At 54.8% G+C, this 16,787-nt stretch carries 16 protein-coding genes and 1 riboswitch; of the genes, 14 read left to right on the top strand and 2 right to left on the bottom strand.

The annotated features are described in order from the left end of the window. Nucleotides 1–42 precede the first annotated feature (42 nt). Complete coding sequence (locus tag ACULM0_RS07180; protein ID WP_463679744.1) at nucleotides 43–1,224, top strand: acetyl-CoA C-acetyltransferase; 1,182 nt, start codon at nucleotides 43–45, stop codon at nucleotides 1,222–1,224. A gap of 98 nt (nucleotides 1,225–1,322) precedes the next feature. Next, on the top strand, nucleotides 1,323–1,775 hold the full coding sequence (locus ACULM0_RS07175) for a MarR family transcriptional regulator (protein ID WP_463679743.1): 453 nt from the start codon (nucleotides 1,323–1,325) through the stop codon (nucleotides 1,773–1,775). 101 nt (nucleotides 1,776–1,876) lie between these two features. Here the strand turns inward: ACULM0_RS07175 and ACULM0_RS07170 are convergent, their stop codons facing one another. Next, entirely contained in the window at nucleotides 1,877–2,044 is a 168-nt protein-coding gene (locus tag ACULM0_RS07170) for a DUF362 domain-containing protein (protein WP_463679742.1), read from the bottom strand. Between the two features lie 146 nt (nucleotides 2,045–2,190). Here ACULM0_RS07170 and ACULM0_RS07165 point away from each other — a divergent pair, with 146 nt between their 5' ends. The 10 genes from ACULM0_RS07165 (at nucleotide 2,191) to ACULM0_RS07120 (ending at nucleotide 15,655) form a co-directional block, all read left to right on the top strand. After that, a complete protein-coding gene (locus ACULM0_RS07165) occupies nucleotides 2,191–3,015 on the top strand; it encodes a hypothetical protein (protein WP_463679741.1) in 825 nt (274 codons plus the stop codon). Between the two features lie 153 nt (nucleotides 3,016–3,168). After that, entirely contained in the window at nucleotides 3,169–4,512 is a 1,344-nt protein-coding gene (gdhA, locus tag ACULM0_RS07160) for an NADP-specific glutamate dehydrogenase (protein ID WP_463679740.1), read from the top strand. A 10-nt stretch (nucleotides 4,513–4,522) separates the two neighbouring features. Further along, a riboswitch (cobalamin riboswitch) is annotated at nucleotides 4,523–4,706 on the top strand. Between the two features lie 106 nt (nucleotides 4,707–4,812). Further along, on the top strand, nucleotides 4,813–5,868 hold the full coding sequence (gene cobT, locus ACULM0_RS07155) for a nicotinate-nucleotide--dimethylbenzimidazole phosphoribosyltransferase (protein ID WP_463679739.1): 1,056 nt from the start codon (nucleotides 4,813–4,815) through the stop codon (nucleotides 5,866–5,868). 106 nt (nucleotides 5,869–5,974) lie between these two features. Then, on the top strand, nucleotides 5,975–7,618 hold the full coding sequence (locus ACULM0_RS07150) for a PucR family transcriptional regulator (protein WP_463679738.1): 1,644 nt from the start codon (nucleotides 5,975–5,977) through the stop codon (nucleotides 7,616–7,618). Nucleotides 7,619–7,637: 19 nt separating this feature from the next. After that, entirely contained in the window at nucleotides 7,638–9,308 is a 1,671-nt protein-coding gene (locus ACULM0_RS07145) for a formate--tetrahydrofolate ligase (protein ID WP_463679737.1), read from the top strand. A 177-nt stretch (nucleotides 9,309–9,485) separates the two neighbouring features. Continuing rightward, nucleotides 9,486–10,784: an NCS2 family permease gene (locus ACULM0_RS07140; RefSeq protein ID WP_463679736.1), complete on the top strand. Its 1,299-nt coding sequence runs from the start codon at nucleotides 9,486–9,488 to the stop codon at nucleotides 10,782–10,784. A 351-nt stretch (nucleotides 10,785–11,135) separates the two neighbouring features. Further along, nucleotides 11,136–12,836: an adenine deaminase gene (gene ade / locus ACULM0_RS07135; RefSeq protein WP_463679735.1), complete on the top strand. Its 1,701-nt coding sequence runs from the start codon at nucleotides 11,136–11,138 to the stop codon at nucleotides 12,834–12,836. A 58-nt stretch (nucleotides 12,837–12,894) separates the two neighbouring features. After that, complete coding sequence (locus ACULM0_RS07130) at nucleotides 12,895–13,707, top strand: DNA-3-methyladenine glycosylase family protein (RefSeq protein ID WP_463679734.1); 813 nt, start codon at nucleotides 12,895–12,897, stop codon at nucleotides 13,705–13,707. A 7-nt stretch (nucleotides 13,708–13,714) separates the two neighbouring features. Then, a complete protein-coding gene (locus ACULM0_RS07125; protein ID WP_463679733.1) occupies nucleotides 13,715–14,398 on the top strand; it encodes a DUF554 domain-containing protein in 684 nt (227 codons plus the stop codon). A 39-nt stretch (nucleotides 14,399–14,437) separates the two neighbouring features. Beyond that, a complete protein-coding gene (locus tag ACULM0_RS07120) occupies nucleotides 14,438–15,655 on the top strand; it encodes an EAL and HDOD domain-containing protein (protein ID WP_463679732.1) in 1,218 nt (405 codons plus the stop codon). A gap of 28 nt (nucleotides 15,656–15,683) precedes the next feature. Here the strand turns inward: ACULM0_RS07120 and ACULM0_RS07115 are convergent, their stop codons facing one another. Beyond that, entirely contained in the window at nucleotides 15,684–15,881 is a 198-nt protein-coding gene (locus ACULM0_RS07115) for a hypothetical protein (RefSeq protein ID WP_463679731.1), read from the bottom strand. Nucleotides 15,882–15,969: 88 nt separating this feature from the next. Between ACULM0_RS07115 and ACULM0_RS07110 the strand changes: the two genes are divergently transcribed. Both ACULM0_RS07110 and ACULM0_RS07105 read left to right on the top strand, forming a co-directional pair. Beyond that, nucleotides 15,970–16,317, top strand: coding sequence for an ArsR/SmtB family transcription factor (locus ACULM0_RS07110; protein WP_463679730.1), 348 nt, complete (start codon nucleotides 15,970–15,972; stop codon nucleotides 16,315–16,317). Nucleotides 16,318–16,495: 178 nt separating this feature from the next. Further along, complete coding sequence (locus tag ACULM0_RS07105; RefSeq protein ID WP_463679729.1) at nucleotides 16,496–16,765, top strand: co-chaperone GroES; 270 nt, start codon at nucleotides 16,496–16,498, stop codon at nucleotides 16,763–16,765. Nucleotides 16,766–16,787 lie beyond the last annotated feature (22 nt).

The raw sequence follows: 16,787 nt of genomic DNA, 5'->3' as shown, positions 1-16,787 counted from the left end.
GATATAATGATGAGTAGGGATACGAAAGGGAGGTAATGACAAATGAAAGAAGTAGTAATCGTAAGCGCCGTCCGGACACCACTGGGTAGTTTCGGCGGAATGCTCAAGGACATCACACCGGCGAAACTCGGTAGCATCGTGGTCAACGCGGCCATCGAACGGGCTGGAATCCAGCCGGTGATCGTGGATGAGCTGATTTTCGGATCAGTGCTCCAGGCCGGCCACGGCATGGGCGTTGCCCGTCAGGTGGGCCTCGGTGCCGATCTACCGGTGACGGTGCCCTGTAGCACGATCAATATGATCTGTGGCTCCGGGCTGAAGACGGTATCACTCGCCTACCAGGGCATTGTGTCCGGTGCGGGGGATGTCTACATCGCCGGGGGTACAGAAAACATGTCCATGGCACCCTACCTGCTCAAGAAGGGCCGATGGGGACAGCGTATGGGCAACGGAGAACTCTACGACCCCATGGTCAACGACGGTCTCTGGGATGTCTTCAACGACTACCATATGGGTGTGACCGCCGAGAACCTGGTGGAGCAGTTCGACTTGACCCGCGAGGAACAAGACGAGCTGGCCTACGAGAGCCAGATGCGGGCGGCCAAGGCAAGGGAAACCGGTCGTTTTGACGATGAGATTGTGCCCGTGGAGATTCCACAGCGAAAGAAAGATCCAATTCTCTTCAAAGAGGATGAGTATATCAAAGCGAACGCCACGCCCGAAGGGCTCGCGAAACTCAGACCTGCCTTCAAAAAAGACGGTTCGGTCACAGCGGGTAATGCCTCCGGGATCAACGACGGGGCCGCGGCGCTCGTCGTGATGAGCAAAGAGAAGGCTGACGAGCTGGGTCTGAAACCCCTCGCGACGATCGTGGCACACGCTTCTGCGGGTGTCGATCCCAGCATCATGGGTACGGGCCCGATCCCGGCGACGAAAAAGGCCCTGGAGCGAGCTGGCATGACGGTGGAAGACCTCGATCTGATCGAGTCGAATGAAGCCTTCGCAGCCCAGGCGCTCACCGTGGCCAAGACCCTCGGTTTCAAGAGCGAGATCACGAACGTGAACGGCGGCGCCATCGCCCTCGGACACCCCATCGGTGCTTCCGGAGCCAGAATCCTGGTGACGCTTCTCCACGAGATGATCAAGCGCGATGCCAAGACGGGACTTGCGACGCTCTGCGTCGGCGGCGGTATGGGCGAAGCCCTGATCGTCAAGCGCGACTAAATCCATAGACCCCAGAAAGCCTGGCCTTGCGCTAGGCTTTCTTTTTTTTCGAGGTCATGATAGAATGAGCGAGAAGAGTTATCAACGGGAGGAATGCCATGGCCAACTATACGCATCAGATCAAGAACATGACGCAGAAGACGGCGAAACGGCTTCTCGTGCTCCACAAAAAGGGCTTCCGAATGAACCACCGTCACGGGCAGGGACTCGATTTGCTCGATCTCTTGGTGATCAAAACCCTGGGCGAACAGGGGCAGATGAAGCTGCTCGAGCTCCTCGCTCTTCTCGAGGTCGACCGGCAGACCATCAACGGTGTGCTTGGGAAACTCCACAAGCGTGGTTATCTCGAGCGGGAACAGTGTGAAGAGGACCGTCGGTCTTACGAGGTCTATCTGGGTGACCGGGGCAAGGTCGTCTACCAAGAGCAGATTCCCACCTTTGATCAGATGATCGATTTCATCTTGGCGGATATGACGGTGAACGAAGAGAAGGCCGTCCTGAAGTTCCTGAGCAAACTCAATCAGTTCCTCAGCCAAAATGAGCCGACCTAGGCTCTTTTTTTCGATGGTAAGCCGATGCTTGCAGCGTATTTTGGGATGGACATAGAAAAAGCACCGATACCACGTGCGTGGTATCGGTGCTTTTTTAAGACTTACTTGGGTTGCGGTGCGTCTACTGGGCAGACATTCGCGCAAGCGCCACAGTCGATGCAAGCATCTTCGTCGATCACGTAGATGTCACCGGCCGTGATGCAGCTCACTGGGCACTCAGGCTCACATGCGCCGCAAGCGATGCAAGAATCTTCAATAAAGTATGCCATAGTTCATACCTCCTTCAAGATGATGTTTTCAACTTTACCTGTTATTCATTATAATTCTTGTATACAATGTAAACAAGACAGGACACGTGAAAAGCATCACAAATCCTTAATTTATAATGATTTTCAATACTTTGGGAGGTATGACTATGCGCGTAGAAGCGTTGGTGGGGAAAAGTGGAACGGGCAAGAGCTTCAAGGCCATTGAACTGGCCATCAAGCGGGGCGTCGATCTGATCGTGGACGATGGTCTCTTGATTTCGGACCGCGTGCGGCTCACGGGAACGAGTGCGAAATCCGAGCAGACCAAGATCGCCGCGGTCAAGCGCGCCCTCTTTCTGGACGACGCGCACCGGCGCCAGGCTAGGGAACTGTTGGAGAAGGGTGATTACGACCACATGCTGATCATCGGAACCTCCATCAAGATGGTCAACCGTATCGCCGAGGCCCTCGGGGTTGATCCGGTCGACGAACTGATTATGATCGAGGAGATCAGCACGGAGGCCGAGATCAAGAAGGCCCGGGAAGAGCGTCTTTTCCACGGCAAGCACATCATCCCCCTGCCTACCCTTGAGATCAAGCGGGACTTTTCCGGGCATTTTTTCGACACGCTCCACGCCTTCATCAAACGTCGGCTTGGCGGTGGGGTGGTCGAGGAAAAGACCGTGGTGCGACCGACCTTCTCCCAGATGGGACAGTTCACCATCTCCGATCACACCCTGTATCAGGTCCTGGAGGAGGCCGTTTGCCGCGCGGCACCGGAGATGCATCTCGAGAAGCGGCGCATCTACCGACGCCAGGGAGGACTGGAGATTTTGCTCGAGATGGGGCACGACTACCCCCTCGAACGGCCCCTGTCAAAAAGTCTGAAAATACTGCAAATGGAAGTGTTCCAGGCGCTTGAACACATGACCCACCTCTATATCAGGGACCTGACAATCGTGTCAAAAAATTTATATGTGAAAAAGCGTTGACGCGGTTGTCACTCTTCAAAATTGTGTGTTATAATGCACGTGTATGACAGATTGCGTAAATTTTTAACAAACTTTCTGCCACGTTTCTGCCACGAAGGGAAAAAAATTTTTGGAGACGGGAAAACGATTCCCGAAAAAAGGAGAGGTTGTCCAATGAAGTACATTGAAGAGGTTTTAGAGCAGGTTAAAGCACGCAATGCATCCGAGCCGGAGTTTATCCAGGCGGTTGAAGAAGTATTTGTTTCCCTCGAGCCCGTACTCGAGCAGCACCCCGAGTGGGTTGAGGCCAATATCCTGTCTCGCATCGCCGAGCCCGAGCGTCAGATCATGTTCCGCGTACCATGGGTGGACGACGCCGGCAACCTCCACGTGAACCGTGGTTTCCGCGTACAGTTCAACGGCGCCATCGGCCCTTACAAGGGTGGCCTCCGTTTCCACAAATCCGTGTACCTCGGCATCGTGAAGTTCCTCGGTTTCGAGCAGATCTTCAAGAACTCTCTTACGGGTCTTCCCATCGGCGGTGGTAAAGGTGGTTCTGACTTCGATCCCAACGGTAAGAGCGCAGGCGAAGTGCAGCGTTTCTGCCAGAGCTTCATGACAGAGCTCTACCGTCACATTGGTCCTGATGTAGACGTTCCGGCTGGAGACATCGGTGTGGGCGGTCGTGAGATTGGCTATCTCTACGGCCAGTACCGACGTATCCGCGGCGCCTTTGAAAACGGTGTGCTCACGGGCAAAGGCCTTCCCTACGGTGGATCACTGATCCGTCCGGAAGCCACTGGTTTTGGTATCGTCTACTTCGCCAACGAAGTACTCAAGCACGAAGGCACTTCTTTCGAAGGCAAAACGGTTGCCATCTCGGGCTTCGGTAACGTATCCTGGGGTACTTGCCAGAAGGTTCGCGACCTCGGCGGTAAAGTGGTCACTCTCTCTGGTCCCGATGGATACGTTTACGATCCAGACGGTGTAACGACGCCTGAGAAGATCGACTACCTCGTGGAAATGCGTAACTCCGGCGCTGACAAAGTGAAGCTCTACGCTGACAAGTTCGGTGTGGAGTACTTCGAAGGCGAGAAGCCTTGGGGCGTGAAAGCCGACATCTTGGTTCCATGCGCAACACAGAACGAAATCCACATGGAAGACGCCAAGAAAATCGTTGCAAACGGCGTAAAATTCGTCATCGAAGGTTCGAACATGCCTACGACGAACGATGCTCTTGAGTTCCTCCAGAAGAGCAACGTGATCGTTGGTCCTGCAAAAGCAGCCAACGCTGGTGGCGTGGCCACATCTGCACTTGAGATGAGCCAGAACAGCATGCGTTACAGCTGGACAGAAGAAGAAGTCGACGCCAAGCTCCAGGCGATCATGAAGAATATCCATGACAACGCCATGAAAGCTGCCGGCGACTACGGATTCGGATACAACCTCGTGGCCGGTGCCAACATCGCTGGCTTCGTAAAAGTTGCCGAAGCCATGCACGCACAGGGTAATTACTAGAATCAACCAAAAATGAATCACTCGATGCGGTGCCCCACCAGGGGAGAATAGGGAATCACGTGAGAGTCGTGAACGGTCCCGCCACTGTAACGCCGAGCGAACGGACGAAAGGCCACCGATCCTTCTTGGGATTCGGGAAGGCGTCCCTAGCCTAGACGCGAAGTCAGGAGACCTGCCACATCGATCGATACACCATGGATTAGGTAAGGTCCACGGTCCCGGGAAGCAGTACAGGCTTGTCTGTGCGCTCCTTGGGATCCGTGGGCCTTTTTTCATTGGTAAAAAGGAGGAGAAGAGAACATGACCAGCGAGAAATTGAACGAGGTCCTAAGGAACATCGAACCGCTGGATCCCGAGCTGATGAAGACCACACGCGCCCGAATCGACGGATTGATCAAACCACTGGGCAGCCTCGGGGAACTGGAGGACCTGGCCGTCCGTCTTTCTGCCATCACAGGACAGATGCGCTTTCGATTCGATAAGAGGGCCACCATCGTGATGGCTGCGGACCACGGGATCACAGAAGAGGGGGTATCAGCCGCTCCCCGGGATATCACATGGATCCAGACCCTCAACATGACCAAGGGAATCACGGGCGTCTGTGCCTTCGCCAAGGAGGCGAGAAGTGACCTGTACATCGTGGACATCGGTGTGGACCGTGATCTGGCCGGTGCGCCGATCCACCACAAAAAGGTCCGTCGGGGTACGGCCAACTTCACAAAGGAAGCGGCCATGACGCGGGAAGAAGCAAGACGTGCCCTCGTCGTCGGCATCGAGATGGCCGAAGAGGCAATCGGAAAGGGAGCGCAGCTAGTGGCCATCGGGGAGATGGGCATCGGCAACACCACACCGGCCACGGCGGTGATCGCCGCTCTAACCGGCGCCGCGGTCTGCGAAATCACGGGACTCGGTGCCAATCTACCGGCGGAAAAACGCGCCCACAAGATCGCGGTGATCGAGAAGGGACTCGCCCTGCATCACCGCACACAGGCCGACCCACTGCATATCCTCTCTTGCGTGGGGGGGCTCGATATCGCAGGGATGGCCGGGGTGATCCTCGGGGCAGCCGCCAAGCGCGTCCCCGTGATCATCGACGGTGTGATTGCCGCGGCGAGTGCACTGATCGCCGCCGGACTCTCCGAGTATGCCACCGCCTACATGATCGCCAGTCATGCTTCTGCCGAGCCGGCCGCCGGGGTGGCTCTGGAGCATCTGGGCTTGAAGGCGCCCATCGATTTGGGTCTGCGGCTTGGCGAAGGTACCGGTGCCGTGATGATGATGCCGCTGGTGGACATGGCCTCGGCCATGATGGCCCATATGATCACCTTCGAGGAAGCGGGATTCTCCCTCGAATGATTTGTCGAAAATTCACATCGAAAGCGGTCTTCTCGTTGAAGAAGGCCTTTTTTGTTGGTAGAATAGAAACATAGGCGTGAAAAAGCGAAGGAAGAGGTGGCCGGCCGTGTTAAAGGACTCTAGTGTGAAGGTGAAGGAACTGCTGTCTCTTAGCACCCTTGGGGAAAGCGTTATCCTGTCGGGTGAGGTCGGTTTGGATCGCTGCGTGAAACATATCAATATCATGGTGGATCTGGATATCGAGAAGTGGATCGCGGGAGAAGAGATGATCCTGACCACGGCCGAAGTGCTCGACAAGGCGGATCGGGACAAGCAGATTGACATCTTGGAGGCCCTCGATCACGGAGGGGTGAGCGGGATGCTGATCAAGGTCCAGCCTTATCGGGACACCCTGCCTGAGGATTTTCGAGCGCGAGCCGATGACCTGGGGTTCCCGCTGATCGAGATTGCCTATGATACGGCCTTTACCGACATCATGTCCGGGGTCTACAAGATGATCTACGATCGGCAGTCCGAGGTGCTCCGTCGGGTGGAGACCATCCACAACGATACCATGGCCGTGGTTCTCAAAGGAGGAGATCTGAGCGATATTCTCAAGAGCCTTTCCAGGACGATCAAGAACCCTGTCTTCGTGAAGGATCATTATTTTGAAGATCTCTATTACCACAACGATCTCCGCGATCTGATGCTCAACAAGCTCGTGGAAAATGTAGAAACAACTTTCCGGCGGAACAAGAGCCTGCGAAAGCTTTCGAAGGTTTCCGTGGATCGGGTGCTCCTTGAGGATGGAGAGGTCGACCGTTTGCTCGTGCCCATCGTGGTGAAAAACCAGGTTTTTGGCCACATGGTCAGCTACGGTCTCTACGAACCGATCTCCGAGTTCGATAAACTGAACCTCGAATCCGTATCCAATGTCATTGCCCTGGAGCTCCTCAAACAACTTTCTGTTCAGGAAGTGGAGAACCGCTACAAGGTGGAATTTTTCGAAGATCTGGTCTCGCTCGACGCATACCGCCGGTCGACGGCCATCGACCGAGCGGCGAACCATCGTTTTACCGCTGAAGGCGCCTATGCCATTTACAACTTGCGATTATCCCAAAATCCAGTGGCACGCGATGCCATGGGCAAGATGGGGTACCTTTTGGAACTGATCCTGAAGGATAAGGGCAGACCCTACTTGATCGCCGTGAAGGAGTCGGAGGCCAACGTGCTGATCCAGTTCCGATCGGAGGAGGATTTTGAAAAGATCGCCGGGAGGATGGGGACCCTTTTCTATGAAGTACTGTCTAAAAAGATTTACGACGAAGGTCTCCTGGTGGGGATCGGTCGCCTTTACCAGCGGCTCGACGATGTCCACTGCAGCTTGAAAGATGCGCTCAAAGCCGTCAAGGCCGCCGGGCTCATGGTACCATCCGATCCTGTGATTCGCTTCGATTCTTTGGGTATCTATAAGGTACTCACCAACGAGGCGATCCGAGATGAACTAGAAATTTTCTACCGTAGGACACTGAAAGATCTCGTCGCCTATGATGAGAAGCGAGATACCGAGCTGATCAAGACCCTGGAGGTCTACTTCGAGTGCAACGGCAACCTGAAGAAGATGAGCGAAGTACTCTTCACCCATTACAATACCGTGCTCTACCGAATCAACCGGATCGAAGAAATCACTGGGGTAAGTCTTTCCCATGAGAAAGACAGGTATGCCATGCAAACAGCCCTGAAAATCATGAAGGTCCTAGACCTTTCTTAAACACACGGAGGTGCGAGTAGTGAAAACAGATGTGCAGATTGCTCAAGAAGCCAAGATGGATCCGATCGTAGAGGTCGGCAAACGGGTCGGACTCACGGAGGATGACCTGGAACTTTACGGTCGGTACAAAGCGAAGGTCCATTTGGATGTGCTCGATCGACTGGCTGGTGAGCCGGACGGGAAGCTCATTCTCGTGACGGCCATCAATCCGACGCCCGCCGGCGAAGGAAAAACGACCACGAACGTGGGCCTTTCCATGGCCCTGAACCGTATTGGGAAAAAGACCTTTACGACGCTTCGCGAACCTTCCCTGGGACCGTGCTTCGGAATCAAGGGAGGCGCCGCCGGTGGTGGTTACGCCCAGGTGGTTCCCATGGAGGATATCAACCTTCACTTCACCGGGGACATCCACGCGGTGACCGCTGCGAACAATCTGCTCTCAGCCTTGATCGACAATCACATTCACCAGGGCAACCCCCTGCACATCGATCCGCGACGGATCGTGTGGCGCCGGGCTATCGATATGAACGATCGCGCGCTGCGTGATATCGTCATCGGTCTCGGCGGGCGCGGTAACGGTGTGCCCAGGGAAGATGGCTTCGACATCTCCGTGGCCTCAGAAGTCATGGCGATCCTATGCCTGGCTCAGGATATGGAGGATCTCAAGTCGCGCTTGGGTCGCATGATCGTGGCCTATACGTATGATTACACACCCGTGACGGCCGATCAGCTCGAAGCAACGGGGGCCATGGCCCTTCTTCTGAAGGATGCCCTCATGCCGAACCTCGTACAGACGCTCGAGAACACGCCTGCGCTGATCCACGGCGGTCCCTTCGCGAATATCGCCCACGGTGCGAACTCGGTGGTGGCCACCAAGATGGCCCTGAAACTAGCGGACTACGTGGTGACGGAAGCCGGATTCGGTGCCGATCTCGGAGCCGAGAAATTCTTCAATATCAAGGCGCGTCAAGCGGGCCTCACACCCGATGCGGCAGTGATCGTGGCCACGGTGCGTGCGCTGAAGAACCACGGTGGCGTGGACAAGAAAGACCTGGCCGAAGAGAATCTGCAAGCTCTCGAGAAGGGCTTCGGAAACCTGGCGAAACACCTCGAGAATGTGTCGACCTTTGGCGTGCCGGCTGTCGTGGCGATCAACCACTTCCCGACGGACACGGAAGCCGAGCTGGCCATGATCCAGCGTCTTTGTGAAGAGGCCGGCGCCCGCGCCGTCTTCTCGGAAGTCTTCACAGGCGGCGGAGCGGGTGGCGAGGAGCTCGCCCGCGCTGTTGTAGAAATCGTAGAGACGAAGCCTACGCAGTATGCGCCTCTCTATGATCTCGACCTGCCCATCGAGGACAAGATCGAGATGATCTGTCAGAAAATCTACGGAGCAGCTGCCGTGGACTTCACCAAGAAAGCAAAGAAAGACATGGACAAGCTGACAGAAGACGGTCTGTCGGGACTGCCCATCTGTATGGCCAAGACCCAGTACTCGCTTTCCGATGACGCTGCCCTCAAAGGAAGGCCCAAGGATTTCGTGGTCACCATCCGCGAGGTCAAGCCTTCGGCTGGTGCCGGGTTCCTGATCGCTATGGCCGGTAGCATCATGCGCATGCCGGGCCTGCCGAAAGTGCCGGCGGCCAACCGCATGGATATTCTTCCTGACGGTGAAATTCTGGGCTTATTCTAAACTGCATAAGGAGCGAAGGCACCTCCCACGCGGAGGTGTCTTTTTTGATTTTTCAAAAACACGAAAATTAAACGTATTTTTTTAAAAAACATTTGGCATTTTTGATACAGGGTGTTAAAATAACCATGTAATCAACATGGGACAAGTTGAAAAACTAAGAATCGGGGGTAACAAAACATGTCAGACATCGGATTTTCCGAAAAAACCTTTAAGCTCAAAGAGCATGGGACGACCTTCCGCACGGAAGTGCTCGCGGGAATCACCACCTTCATGACCATGGCTTACATCCTAGTCGTGAATCCGCTCACTCTCCAGAGTGCCGGTATGGAATTCCTACCCGTGTTTACCGCAACAGCCATCGCATCGATTATCGCCACACTCATGATGGGACTCCTCGCCAACCTGCCCTTCGCCTTGGCACCGGGTATGGGATTGAACGCATTTTTCGCCTTCAGCGTGGTGCTCGGTATGTCGAAGAGCTGGGAGTTCGCACTCACAGCTGTGTTTCTCGAAGGACTTATCTTTATCGCATTAACTTTCTTAAATGTGCGTGAAGCGATCATCAACAGCATACCGCTCAACTTGAAGCGGGCCATCTCCGTGGGTATCGGCCTGTTCATCGCCTTCATCGGCCTGAACAACGCCCAGATCATCGTACCAGGCGAGGGCATCATCGTGACCCTCGGGAACCTGACGAGTGGATCCGCGCTGCTCGCACTGATCGGCCTGGTGCTCACGGGATACCTGCTCGCTCGCAACGTGAAGGGTGCCCTGTTCATCGGGATCCTGGTAACGACGATCATTGGTCTCCCTTTAGGTGTTACGCAGTTGCCCGGTGGCGTGGTTCAGATGCCCACGATGCCCTACTTCATGCGTTTCGAATGGACACAGATCTTTACCTTTGATATGCTCGTGGTTCTCCTCACCTTCCTCTTCGTCGATATGTTCGACACGGTCGGAACACTGGTGGGTGTATCGACCAAAGCGGGCCTTCTGACGGAAGATGGTAAGGTGCCGAACGCCAAGATGGCCCTCTTCGCCGATGCCGTGGGGACAACGGTTGGTGCGATGATCGGGACCTCTACGGTCACGACTTACGTGGAAAGTGCTTCCGGTGTATCGGAAGGCGGACGTACGGGCCTCACCGCCGTTAGCACGGCCGTGATGTTCTTTATCGCCCTCTTCTTCTCACCGATCTTCCTGATGGTACCCGGCGCGGCCACCGCACCGGCCCTGATTCTCGTGGGTCTTTTCATGATGAGCCCGATCAAAGAGATTGACTTCGATGATTTCACCGAAGCGATCCCGGCTTTCCTCACGATTATCATGATGCCCCTTTCTTACTCCATCTCGGAGGGTATTGTTTTCGGTGTGGTTTCCGTAGCCATTCTGAAGCTCTTGACGGGCCGGGGTAAAGAAATTCCGACGTTGACCTACTTCATCGCGGTGTTGTTCGTTTTGAAATTCTTCTTGTAGAGAAGAAAGAATCAAAAAATCAAGCAATCCCCCACGAAGGGCTGATCGAGCCTCTCGCGGGGGATTTTTACGCGTCAAAAAATGAAGTAGCAGGTCCTCTGGGACGGAGGACCCGCTGGGCCGGTCTTTTGATCGGGGGTTCGTGATCAGGGACGACCGGTCATGAAAAAGTTTTTCATGGGACGGATTGCATGGGACGTGCAACCTGTACCTCCATTCTACAGGAGAAGGGGCACAGGCCGCACTGGTACTTTTTCACAAAATCCGAGCTTTTCTCTGGGACCCTTTGACAGGAAATTGTAAATGATATATAAAGAATGAAAAGATTCTTCGCAAATAAGGAGGCTTATTATGATCAACAAACGAATAGCCGTAGCACGGGGCCAGGAAAAGGCAGAGCTCGTGATCAAAAATGCAAAGATCATCAATGTCTTCACCGAGACCATCGAATCGGGTGATGTGGCGGTGGTCGACGGGATCATCGCTGGCATCGGCACCTACGAGGGACAAGTAGAACACGATGCCGGGGGAGGCTACCTGCTACCGGGCCTTATCGATGCTCACGTGCACGTGGAATCCTCCATGTGTCGCATCTCCTCCTTTGCAGAGGGGGTCTTGTCCCGGGGGACGACGACGGTGATCGCCGATCCCCATGAGATTGCCAATGTGGCAGGGGAAGCCGGGTTGCGGTATTTTGTCGAGGCGGGAAGAGCCGTACCGCTCGATCTTTTCTTCATGTTGCCCAGCTGCGTACCAGCCACCCCTTTTGACCACGCGGGCGCGGTCCTCTGCGCCGAGGATCTGGCACCTTTCTATCGTGAACCAGAGGTGCTGGGTCTCGGCGAGATGATGAACGTCCCAGGGCTTCTGGCCGCTGATCCTGAGGTGCTCGAGAAAATCGCCGGGGCAAAGGGTCGACCCATCGACGGCCACGCCCCGGGACTCATGGGGAAAGACCTGTCTGCTTATCTGGCGGCTGGAATCCGCACGGATCATGAGTGCACGACGCTTGCCGAGATGCAGGAGCGTCTCACCGGTGGTGCCTACGTGCAGATCCGCGAGGGGTCTGCAGCCAAGAACCTGGATGTGCTGATCGGTGGGGTAACCCGAGGCAACCACAACCGGGTGCTCCTCTGTACGGACGATCGCCACCCGGGGGACCTGCTCGCTGAAGGGCATATCGATCACTTATTACGCCGGGCCGTGGGCCGAGGTGTGCCGGCCATGACCGCCATCAAGATGGCCACGCTCAACGCCGCCACTTGCTACGGCTTGAAAGATCGAGGGGGCCTAGCACCCGGCTACCTGGCCGACATGGTGCTCGTGGACAACCTCACGGCCTTCAACGTCCGCGAGGTCTACAAACGGGGTACCGCCCTATCGGACCTAAGGATCCCAGCGGACGAACCGCCCGCTGCCCTGCTCGATACGGTGGTGCTCGATGCCGTGACAGCGGAGGACTTCAGGTTGCCACTCGCTTCCGACATTGTCCGGGTGATCGGTCTGATCCCAGAGTCCATCGTCACGGAAAAAGTCGTGCGCAAGGTTGACGTGGTGGACGGGTGTTTCGCCGATAACACGCATCTGGATCTGATCAAAATGGCCGTCTTTGAACGTCATGCCGGGACAAAAAAGCGGGCTGTGGCCCTGGTGGAGGGTTTTGGTCTGACGGGTGGTGCGCTGGCGACCACAATCAGCCATGACTCGCACAATATCGTTGTGGTCGGTCGCGAAGACGAAGAGATGGCCCTGGCGGTCAATCGCATTCGCGATCTAAAGGGTGGTGTGGTCTTCGTACGGGATCGTGAAGTCGTTGCCGAGATTCCCCTGCCCATCGCCGGTCTGATGAGCCTGTCCTCTATGGAAGCGGTAGCGGCGCAGGTAGAGGGGCTCAAAGCATCCGTGAAAGAGGCGGGACTCGCCAAGGGCATCGATCCGATTCTCACGCTGGCCTTCTTGTCCTTGCCCGTGATCCCTGCCCTCAAGCTTACGGAAAGCGGTCTGTTTGATGGCGAGCGCTTTTCCTTTTGCCCGATCGAGGTGATCGGATAAAGGGGACATCTTGTGTTTTTTCCAGCTTCAAAGTATAGTAGAAGGTGGAGGTGTGTCCATGTTCTGGGAACGACCGCAACACTTTGATCTCGATCAAATCTTCAACTGCGGACAGGCTTTTCGCTTCATACCGGTGAACGGCGGATACAGGGGTGTCGTGAAGGGCCATCAGATCGAACTCCGAACGACCGAGACGCAACTGGAGGTCAGGGGTACCGATAACGATTTCATCGAAGGTTTTGTCAGCGATTATCTCGACCTGCAAACGGACTACAGTACCATCATCGAGGAGATCCTGGCGATCGCCCCGCGTTTTCAATCGGTGATCGAGGCGGGTAAGGGAATACGGATCTTACGTCAAGAGCCCTTTGAAACCCTCGTGACCTTCGTCATCAGCGCGAACAACAATATTCACCGGATCCGGGCCTCGGTAGAAGGCTTGTCGGAGGCCTACGGTCTTCCCGCCGCGGGAGGTGGTTATGCTTTTCCCGAACCGGAGGTGCTGGCGGCGGTCGCACCCGATAAACTGCGCGCGCTGGGACTCGGCTATCGCGATCGCTACGTGGTCGAGACCGCACAGCGCGTGGTGACCATGGGGGGGGATTTTCACAAGCTGAAGGAAAGGGAAACCCCCGAACTGAGAAAAGAGTTGCTCAGGTTTTCTGGGGTGGGTCCCAAGGTAGCCGATTGTATTTTGCTCTTCGGTTACCACCGAACCGATGTCTTTCCGGTGGACACGTGGATCCGCAAGGCCATCGGACGCTATTTTGACGGTGATGATGCGATTATCGATACATTCGGCGAGCTCGCCGGATACTTGCAGCAGTATTTGTTCTATTATATGAGAGAGAACCGATTAGAATTGGAGTGAGACGTGTATGCTAGGTACCGTTGTCAACACGATTGCCATCCTGGTGGGTGGCACGCTAGGACTATTCTTTAAGCATGGCATCAAAGAACACTATGCTCATATCATCATGAAGGCTGTGGCCCTCACCGTGATCCTAATCGGTTTAAGGGGTGCTTTGGCCGTGGATGATCTCATGGTCATCATCTTCTCGATGGTCGCAGGAGCGATCGTGGGCACTTTCTTGCGCATTGAAGAGCGACTCGAGGGATTGGGTGATCAGCTGGAATCGAGATTCAAGGGGGGAGACGGCCAGTTTTCCAAAGGCTTTGTAACGGCATCCCTGCTCTTTTGCGTGGGCTCTATGGCCATTGTAGGCGCACTGGAGGGTGGTCTCCTCGGACGTCACGAGACCCTCTTCGCCAAGTCCGTGATCGATGGCATCACCTCGGTGATTTTTGCATCGACACTGGGGATCGGGGTGATTTTCTCGGCGGTTTCTGTGCTACTCTACCAGGGTGCAATCGCACTCGGTGCGGGTCTGCTCAAGGATGTGCTCACAGATCCCGTCGTAGCGAATATGTCGGTGGTGGGCGGACTCTTGATTTTCGGCCTGGGTATCAACATGCTGCTCGAGGTACGCATCAAGGTGGGGAACCTGCTGCCCGCCGTGTTCATGCCCATTATCTTCGGTCTCGTCATGGGGTTGTTCTAGTCAGTTCGACGTTTTTTGCTCAGAAGTGAGGCGAATTTCATGGATGTTTTCGTAGCAAGACAACCGATATTCGATACACACCAGCGGGTGGTCGCTTACGAACTGTTGTACCGGAGCAAGGCATCTGGTAAGGCAAACGTGCTCGATGGCGATGCTGCCACAGGTGACGTGATCGTCAACGCGCTCACGAACATCGGTGTGGAGAAAATGACGGAGGGTAAAAAGGCCTTCGTCAATTTCACGCGCCGTTTGATCCTCGATGAGATCCCGACGATCTTTTCAAAGGACCACCTCGTGATCGAGGTGCTCGAGGATCTTGTTGTCGACGATGCGCTCCTCGAGGAGCTGAAGAGTCTCCGTAAGAAGGGGTATACCATCGCGCTCGATGATTTCACCATTGACTATCCCTACCCCGCGATCTATGATCTGGTGGATATCGTGAAGGTGGATTTCATAGAGACGGACGTCCTCGAACGCGCCTACATCGTGGAGATGTTCAAAGGCAAAAACGTCCGCCTGCTGGCGGAGAAAGTGGAGACAATGGAGGTCTTCGTGGACGCAAAGCTCATGGGCTTCCATCTCTTCCAGGGCTTTTTCTTCGCTCGTCCGCAGGTGATGAGCGCCAAGGAGTTCGATGTCTCGAGCAACATCTACCTGAAGGTCTATGAAGAGGCATCGCGGGAGGAGCCGGATTTCAATTTGATCGCGAACACCGTGGGCTACGATGCATCGCTCAGCTACCGGCTCTTGACACTGGTCAATTCCCCGGCCTTTGCGAATAGGAACCGCATCAATAGCGTGAAGAACGCGCTGACGCTCCTCGGGTTCAAGGAGATTCGCAAGTGGATCATGCTACTGATGCTCCGCGACCTCGGGGGGAGCAAACCACCTGAGCTGATCAAGAGCTCCCTAGTCCGGGCAAAGTTTCTCGAGAGCCTGGCGAAGTTCTTCTCGCTCGCCGGTCGGAAGGAAGAGTGTTTCATGCTCGGGCTCTTCAGTCATCTCGACGTCCTGCTGGATCGTCCCTTCGCGGTGGTGCTCGATAAGATCAATGTCACGGAGGATGTGCGTGCTGCGCTCGAGCACAGAGGGGGGAGCCTTCTTGAGGACCTGCTGAGCTTCTGTAAAAGCTACGAGCGAGGCGAGTGGGGATTGATCGTATCACAGCTCGAGCGGGTCGAGGAGCGGGGAGAATCGGTGCTCGAGAAATATCTCGTGGCCATCACTTTCGCCGATCAGGTGTTCAAAAAAGAATAACACCCGATCTTTCGATCGGGTGCTCTCTTCAGGGCAGGTTGATGACACCGGGCTCATCGAGCTTCAGGTTGACTCTCTCGAAGTGCTCCGGCCGGATGTACTGGATATCAATGTAGTCGGTCAGTTCATCGTGGTAGCGATCGATCAGCAGTTCTCGTGCTTCTTCGACACTGTCTGCCAGGCATATGAAGTGTTGGTTGACCAGTTTAATAGCATAGAGTTGCATGGACTCACTTCCCTTCTATCGTTATTTCATATGTACGCACTTTATGAAGAGTCTAAACAGGGGATAGTATAGGAAAGGAGTGATCAGGATGCCCACCTGCGATTGTACTATCATCCACGAGGATGAAGTGGAGAAGGCAAAGGCAAAGCTTGTTGAAGAAACGGATCTCTATGAACTTGCAGATTTTTTCAAAGTGCTCGGAGACTCTACCCGCATGAAGATCATATCGATCTTGACAGAGACAGAGCTCTGCGTCTGCGACCTGGCCTATGTGCTCGATATGAAGCAGTCGGCGGTCAGCCACCAGCTCCGCGTGCTGAAGAACGCCCGTCTGGTGAAATGGCGTCGTGATGGGAAGGTCATCTACTATACCTTGGACGATGACCACGTGGAGACAATTTTCAAGATCGGTCTTCATCACCTCAAACACGGTTGAACCCTTCTGTTCGCCGTGTTTTGTTATGATCGGACGTTGTTAGCACTCCTAATAAATGAGTGCTAAAAAACTCTTGATTTTCGATTGCCTTTGTACTATCATTGTCTATAGAAAGCGCTATGTGCCTCGTCTCCACAGAGGTGAGGTCAGATAAAATCATTTAAAGGAGGTACCATCTATGAGCATCAAACCACTGGGAAAACGAGTTGTCATCAAGAAACTCAAGGCCGAGGAAAAGACGGTCAGCGGAATCGTGCTCCCCACACAAGCACAGGAGAAACCGCAAATGGCAGAGGTCCTTTCGCTCGGAACAGAGATCAAGGATGAGGACGGGATCAAAGTGGGTGACCGCGTGATCTTCAAGAAGTTCAGCGGTACCGATGTGACATTCGAAGGCGAAGAAGTGACGATCATCGAAATCGCCAACCTGCTCGGCATTGTAGACTAACACGCTTACGAAGGAGGAAAAT

It is taken from the genome of Halotolerantifilum yawarlongkerapense, assembly GCF_054506745.1.
This window is presented reverse-complemented; position numbering and strand designations above follow the sequence as displayed.